We start from the raw sequence: 7,185 nt of genomic DNA on the forward strand, positions 1-7,185 counted from the left end.
ACTTGACTTTGTCAAATTACTTCCAAGAACCGTAGATTTAAATGAATACTGGTACTAACAGCGATGATGATGATGCAATATGCTCATGAAATTGGTTCTTAATGACTTAAGGTTAGTTACAGAAGAGCTAAAAGTATTTTTATAGCTCCTTCAGTGATTTTTTCTGGTATAAAACGCGAAGTATGTTAAAACAGGCGTTTCAATATTTACAAGGGCAAATAATGTTAAATGAGCGTGTGAACAAGACGAATATCGAAAAAGTTTTTCCGGATTGCAATCACCAGTCGCTTCAGCATTTCATCTCCAATTTGCAACGCAATGGTAAGAGGAAAGAGTTATTAGGGAGATTCAGAGGCAGGTCTGTGTGTTGATAAGAAATCCTGTTCATGGTTCTGTTCACCTTGACGAATCAGGGTTCCTTAAAGGGGAGTGCGAATTCCGTGGTGTGAAACGGCAATACTGTGGTTCCTCGAACGCCTCGATAACGAAAGCTTCCTTCCACATCGCAGACGTCCCGGGTGACATGAGGGTATGGCTGGAACGTCCAGAGGTCGAAGTCCCGAAGAGGAAGAGAAAGAGAAAGCGAGGTCGTTACTCTACGCGGAAGTAGGTTATCAAAGGGGAGCCAGTCGAAGTGTGGAAGTTAGTGGAAGAGCTGCCAGAAGATGCTTGGAACCATATTTTCCTGTGGGACAGTGAAAAAAAGGAAGGAGATAAGACGTATAATAAGCCCTGGGCGGGATTTGAACCCGCGGTCTCCACCTTACCAAGGTGGCGCATTGCCACTATGCTACCAGGGCACAGCGCAGTGATTCAATAAGGGATATATAAGGGATAGCAATACATTTTTATATAGGTTGAGTATAGTAATATTTATATAGAACCATAAATATAGAAAATTAGAGGTGATGAAGGATGGCACAATTGGGCGGTACGCCGATATTGATATTGAAAGAGGGTAGTGAACGAACGAGGGGTAAAGACGCGCAGAGCAGGAATATACTCGCCGCGAAGACTATTGCAAACGCAGTGAAGTCCACGTTGGGACCCAAAGGTATGGATAAGATGCTAGTGGATTCCATGGGTGACGTGGTCATAACGAATGACGGCGCGACGATATTGAAGGAGATGGACATAGAACACCCGGCGGCGAAGATGATGGTGGAGATTGCGAAGACGCAGGATAACGAAGTTGGAGATGGGACGACCAGTGCGGTAGTTATAGGCGGTGAATTACTGAAGAAGGCGGAGGAGCTCCTGGAGCAGGAGGTACACCCAACATTAATCGTCGCAGGCTACCGATTGGCAGCCGAGAAGGCATATGAGATATTGCAGGACCTGGCACTGAACATAGACCCTGACGATACAGAGACGCTGAAGAAGATAGCGATGACTTCCATGACCGGTAAAGGAGCAGAGGTAGCGAAGGAGATGTTGACTGAGCTCGCTGTGGAGGCGGTGAAGGCGATAGCAGAGAAAGGGAAGAAGATAGACACAGACCACATAAAGCTGGAGAAGAAGACAGGGGGAAGCAAGGAGGATACAGTCCTGATAAAGGGAATGGTTATAGACAAGGAGAGGGTGCATCCAGGGATGCCGAAGCTTGTGGAGAATGCAAAGATAGCACTGGTGAACTCGGCACTGGAGATAGAGAAGACGGAAGTGGATGCGAAGATAGAGATTACCTCACCAGACCAGATGAAAGCGTTCCTGGATGAGGAAGAAGCGATGCTGAAGGATATGGTGGACAAGATAAAAGCGAGTGGTGCGAATGTACTCTTCTGTCAGAAAGGCATTGACGACCTTGCACAGCACTTCCTGGCGAAGGAGGGCATATTGGCAGTGAGACGGGTGAAGGAGAGTGACATGAAGAAGCTTGCGAGCGCAACGGGTGGCAGGATATTGACAACTCTGGAAGAGATAAAGCCGGAAGACCTGGGAACTGCAGGATTGGTAGAGGAGCGTAAGATAGGGGGCGACGAGATGATATTCGTTGAGGACTGCCAGAATCCGAAAGCCGTGACCATACTACTGCGTGGTGGTACAGAACACGTAGTGGACGAGTTAGAGAGGGGTATGACAGATGCATTGCGTGTGATTGCATGTGCGCTGGAAGATGGCAAGTATGTAGCAGGTGGTGGAGCGACGGAGATAGAACTGGCGCTCAAACTGCGTGATTATGCCGCGACCGTAGGAGGGAGAGAGCAACTGGCGATACAGGCTTTTGCTGATGCTCTGGAGGTGATACCGAGAGCACTGGCTGAAAATGCCGGTTTAGACCCCATTGACACGCTTGTCAGTCTTCGCTCGGCGCATGAGAATGGAAATAAATACGATGGTCTGGACGTGTACAAGGGTGAGCCAGCGAACATGTTAGATTCGAATGTAATCGAGCCGTTGAGGATAAAGACGCAGGCTATAAGCTCAGCCACGGAAGCAGCAACGATGATTCTGCGGATAGATGATGTAATTGCTGCAGGTGCTGAGAAGAAACCACCAACACCACCAGGAGGTGGACCAGGAATGGAAGGAATGGGAGAAGAATACTAATTTCTTCTCTCATTTCTTAATCTTATTTTATTACTTTTTCTTTCAAGCTTCATCTATTATCTGTTTTTGTAGAGTAGATTTGTGAGATAGGGGAAGAAAATGGGAAGAATAATAGGTATTGACCTTGGAACCACGAACTCGGAAGCCGCCTATATAGATGAAAGTGGTGAGCCGAAGATAATACCCAGTGCGGAAGGTAGTGCATACGGTGGAAAGATGTTCCCGTCAGTGGTAGCATTCACGAAGGATGGACAGCGGTTGGTTGGAGTAGCAGCGAAACGGCAAGCGGTTATCAATCCAGAAGGTACGGTGATGGAAGTAAAGAGGAAGATGGGAACTTCTGAGAAGGTATATGTGAAGACTATAGATAAGGAGTTCACACCACAGGAGATCTCAGCAATGATACTGGAGAAGATAAAGACAGATGCCGAATCGTATTTAGGCGAGAAGGTAGACGCTGCAGTGATTACAGTACCTGCGTATTTCGATGATAACCAGCGGCAGGCGACGAAGGATGCGGGTGAGATCGCGGGCTTTGATGTGAAGAGGATAATAAATGAGCCGACGGCAGCGGCGATGGCTTATGGACTCGGCAAGGAGGGGGAATATAAGGTTGCGGTTCTTGACTTCGGCGGTGGTACTTTTGATGTTACGCTTATGGAGATAGGAGAGGGTGTATTTGAGGTATTGTCTACTTCTGGTGATACACATCTCGGTGGTGCGGATATAGACGCTGCGATAATAGACTGGTTGGTGGAAGGTTTTAAAGCGAAGGAGGGGATAGATTTGCGTAATGACCTTACAGCGATGCAACGCATAAAGGATGAAGCGGAGAAGGCGAAGATAGAGTTATCCTCTTCTGTCTCTACAACAATAAATCTGCCGTTCATTGCTGTCTCTGGCAATGAGCCGAAGCATCTGGAAGCCACGCTCACAAGGGCTAAATTGGAAGAACTGATAGAACCGATATTGAAGCGAGTAGAAGCTCCTATAAAACAGGCGTTAGAAGATGCAAAACTCACTCCAGAGGATATAGACAAGATATTATTCATTGGTGGACCTACAAGGTCTCCAATTGTGCGCGGGTATTTTGAACGTATATTGGGTAAGAAAGGTGAAGGGGGAGTGGACCCAATGCAGTCGGTGGCAATCGGTGCAGCGATACAGGCTGGGATAATTGCCGGGCAGGTGAAGGACGAGATAGTACTGCTCGATGTTACTCCGCTCACACTCAGTGTTGAGACACTTGGTGGCGTAGCCACTCCGATAATAGAGCGGAACACCACAATACCAACGAAGAAATCACAGATATTCACCACTGCTGCTGACAATCAGACATCGGTAGAGATACACATCGTGCAGGGCGAGAGACCGATGGCTGCCGATAACACCTCGCTTGGGAGGTTTCATCTGGATGGCATTCCGCCAGCGCCAAGGGGCGTTCCACAGATTGAAGTCACATTCGATATAGATGCGAACGGTATTTTGAACGTGACGGCGAAGGATCTGGGTACAGGCAAAGCTGCTTCTATAAGAATAACCGCCTCAACCAAGCTTTCAAGAGAAGAGATAGACCGGATGGTGAAGGAAGCGGAGAAGTACCGTGAGGCAGATAAGAGACGTAAAGAGGAAGTGGAACTCCGAAATCAGGCAGACTCCCTTGTTTATACCTCAGAGAAGACGATAAACGAGCTTGGTGAGAAAATAAGCAAAGACCAGCGAGAGAAGGTGGAGCAGGCGCGAGAGAAGCTAAAGAAGTCGTTAGAGGGTAAAGACATAGCGAAGATAAAGGAGGACATGGATGCATTGACAAAGGCGCTACATGAGATTTCGGCAGTGGTGTATCAGGAAGCAGCGAAGAAGGCACAGGAGCAGGCACAGGCTCAGGGACAGGGGCAGGAGCAGACGAAAGACAAGGGCAAGGAAGGCACTAAAGAGGGTGAGAGGGGCGATTACGTGGATGTAGATTATGATGTGAAGGATGAGAAGAAGCGATGATTGTAAATTATTTTCACATATCCAAATCTTTTTTATGTGATAATAAGGATAAGGAGTGAGGAAAGATGGAAAGAAGAAGGAGACCGTCTATATTTGATATGATGGAGCGGTATATGGAGCGGATGTTCGAGGAGATGCGGGGTTTACCACTGCCTTTCGAGGAGGAGTTTAGAAGACGGAGGAGAGAGTCTCAGGATATCGAAGATTGGTTCAGAGACCCGTTTGAGGATTTGATGGAGCGCTTAGAGGAGGAATTGCCGAAAGAGTTCAAGAATTTCGTGACTGAGGAGGAGACGCCGGAAGGCAAGATAAGAAGATACGGACCCTTCATTTATGGGTTCACCCTCACGAAGGAGCCGGGTAAGGAACCAGAGATAAAGGAGTTTGGGAATATAAGACCGTCCTTCAGGCGGATAGAACCGTTCCCACAGCGTGAGCCTCTGGTTGATCTCGTGGAGCAGAAAGATTCTTACGAAGTGGTTGCGGAACTGCCAGGTGTTGAGAAGAAGGATATAAGGTTGCACGCAACGGAGAATTCACTTGAGATAAGGACAGAGAACGAGCGGAAATACTACAAAGAAGTGACATTTGATGTACCTGTGGATCCGAAATCGGCAAAGGCTACATATAAGAACGGTGTGCTCAGTGTAAAGATAAAGAAGAAGGAAGGGGGAGAGAAGACCACAATATCGCTCGAATAATCAAATCCATTTTTTTTCTTTTTTATTTTTATATTACCTGTTTAATCTTTAATCTACTTTTTTAGCACGATGAAGATCATAGTCCGAGATGGGCAAACCAGAGAGGCGGAACTCGTTGCGGGTCGAACAATATTATCTTATCTACAGGAACTGGGAATAGAAATAGATGCTTCATGCGCCGGTGAGGGCAAATGTGGTCAGTGCATAGTAGAGGTTGAAGCCCCACCCGATGCACTCTCTGCTGTAACAGACTCAGAAAGAAAGTTTATCAAAGCAGAAAACCAGCGACTCGCATGTCAGGCGCGGATATTGCGAACCGACGAGCAGATATATGTCAGAGTACCAAAGAGTGGATATTACATTCTGGAGTCTGGCGAATATAAATGGATACCAATAGAGCCCTTTGTACACCGTGATGGTGAGCGGGTATTTTACAACTCCACATATATAGGTGATTATACAGGAGCGCTGTACGGTATCGCTATTGACATCGGTACCACCACGCTTGCTGCCTATCTGGTTGATCTGGAGACCGGGAGGGTGGTTTCAGTGAGTTCAAAGCAGAACCCACAGACGAAATACGGGAATAATGTAATCAGTAGGATAGAATACGCGAGGCAGGGGCATGATATACTGGTGAGGGAGATAAGAACCGCAGTGAATGATATGATTGCTACTATGACCGATGCGGATAAGGATATAGTCTATGAGCTCGTGATTGTGGGTAACCCTGTAATGCGAGACTTATTCTTTGGCTTCTCCGTAGAGTCTCTGGGTAAGAGTCCTTACGAACCTGAGAGTACTGAGCCGGCACTCGCCACAGCAAAGGAGCTCCAGCTCACGGCTAACCCTGAGGCACGAGTTTATGGGCTACCACTGATAGGCAGTTTCATCGGTGCTGATGCGCTCGCAGTGGTGCTGGCAACGGAGATGTATCTGAGTAAAGGGATATGCTTAGCGATGGATGTTGGAACTAACACTGAGATTGTACTTGGCAACAGGGAGCGGTTAATTGCAACTTCAGCCGCTTCGGGACCGGCATTTGAAGGCGCCAGCATCTCCTGTGGGGTTGGAGCTGTGCAGGGTGCGATAAAGGAGGTGCGAATAGTAGATGGTAATATTGAATATAAGACAATAGGAGATGCTCCTCCTGTTGGTATCTGCGGTTCCGGTCTGATAGATGCTCTGGCTGAGCTACTGGAGCATGGAATGATAGATGGCAGGGGTAAATTCACTTTCACTGGCGATGAGGGTGAGGACAAGAACAAGGACAAGGAATTGAGGATAGCTGATGGCATCAAGTTATTGGAGACTGATATAGACCAGTTGAACCTTGCCAAAACGGCTATTGCCGTTGGTGTAAGAGTATTGCTGGAGAAATATGGCATCAGTTTCGATGATATAGAGCTGTTATTACTCGCAGGTGGATTCGTTAATTTCGCAAACACGGATAATGCGATACGTATAGGACTCCTGCCTCCAATTGCCCGTGAGAAGGTGAAGAAGGTGGGGAATGCCGCACTGGAAGGCGCCAGGCAGGCTCTGATCTCGAAGCGGAAGCGAAGAGAAGCTGAAGAAGTAGCGAAGCGAATAGAGCATATAAAACTGGAAGAGGAGCAGGATTTTATGGAGAAGTTCGTCAGTGAGTTGTATTTCCAGAATTATCTCGAATGAGAATGAAAATGAAAATGAGACCGATGTGGAAAAGTAAAGCGAAGGATGATTAAAGGGGGAGAAGCTCGAGCAGAGGAATGTATGCAACCATGTTCGGGTATAAGACGTTTAACCCACACCAAAATGTCACCATCCAGCAAGCCTTTGTAGGCTTTCTTTATCCCTGAAACCACACCAAAATAAGCGATCTTTGTCACAGAAGACAGAATAAATCTATGTATTTTATCTGAGGATATGGCTAAAACAAGTTTCATACCGATAT

Annotated in this window: 5 protein-coding genes and 1 tRNA gene; 5 read left to right on the forward strand and 1 reads right to left on the reverse strand. The window is 47.0% G+C overall.

Features of this window, described 5'->3' with window-relative positions:
• The first annotated feature begins 364 nt into the window (after positions 1-364).
• The gene (locus tag J7J01_09730; GenBank protein MCD6211142.1) at positions 365-610 is read left to right on the forward strand and encodes a hypothetical protein; all 246 of its coding nucleotides are present in this window, start codon (positions 365-367) and stop codon (positions 608-610) included.
• A gap of 118 nt (positions 611-728) precedes the next feature.
• On the opposite strand, the gene J7J01_09735 is transcribed toward J7J01_09730, so the two are convergent.
• Positions 729-800, reverse strand: a tRNA-Thr gene (locus J7J01_09735).
• Positions 801-915: 115 nt separating this feature from the next.
• Between J7J01_09735 and J7J01_09740 the strand changes: the two genes are divergently transcribed.
• The 4 genes from J7J01_09740 (at position 916) to J7J01_09755 (ending at position 6,923) form a co-directional block, all read left to right on the forward strand.
• Positions 916-2,550 (forward strand): TCP-1/cpn60 chaperonin family protein, encoded by a 1,635-nt coding sequence (locus J7J01_09740; GenBank protein MCD6211143.1) that lies wholly within the window; start codon positions 916-918, stop codon positions 2,548-2,550.
• A gap of 99 nt (positions 2,551-2,649) precedes the next feature.
• Positions 2,650-4,548, forward strand: coding sequence for a molecular chaperone DnaK (gene dnaK, locus J7J01_09745; protein MCD6211144.1), 1,899 nt, complete (start codon positions 2,650-2,652; stop codon positions 4,546-4,548).
• A gap of 65 nt (positions 4,549-4,613) precedes the next feature.
• Entirely contained in the window at positions 4,614-5,249 is a 636-nt protein-coding gene (locus J7J01_09750) for an Hsp20/alpha crystallin family protein (protein MCD6211145.1), read from the forward strand.
• A 69-nt stretch (positions 5,250-5,318) separates the two neighbouring features.
• Positions 5,319-6,923 carry a DUF4445 domain-containing protein gene (locus tag J7J01_09755; GenBank protein ID MCD6211146.1) on the forward strand — a complete coding sequence of 535 codons (1,605 nt, stop codon included), beginning with the start codon at positions 5,319-5,321 and terminating at the stop codon, positions 6,921-6,923.
• The last annotated feature ends 262 nt before the right edge of the window (positions 6,924-7,185 follow it).

It is taken from the genome of Methanophagales archaeon, assembly GCA_021159465.1.
Classification (GTDB): Archaea; Halobacteriota; Syntropharchaeia; order Alkanophagales; family Methanospirareceae; genus G60ANME1.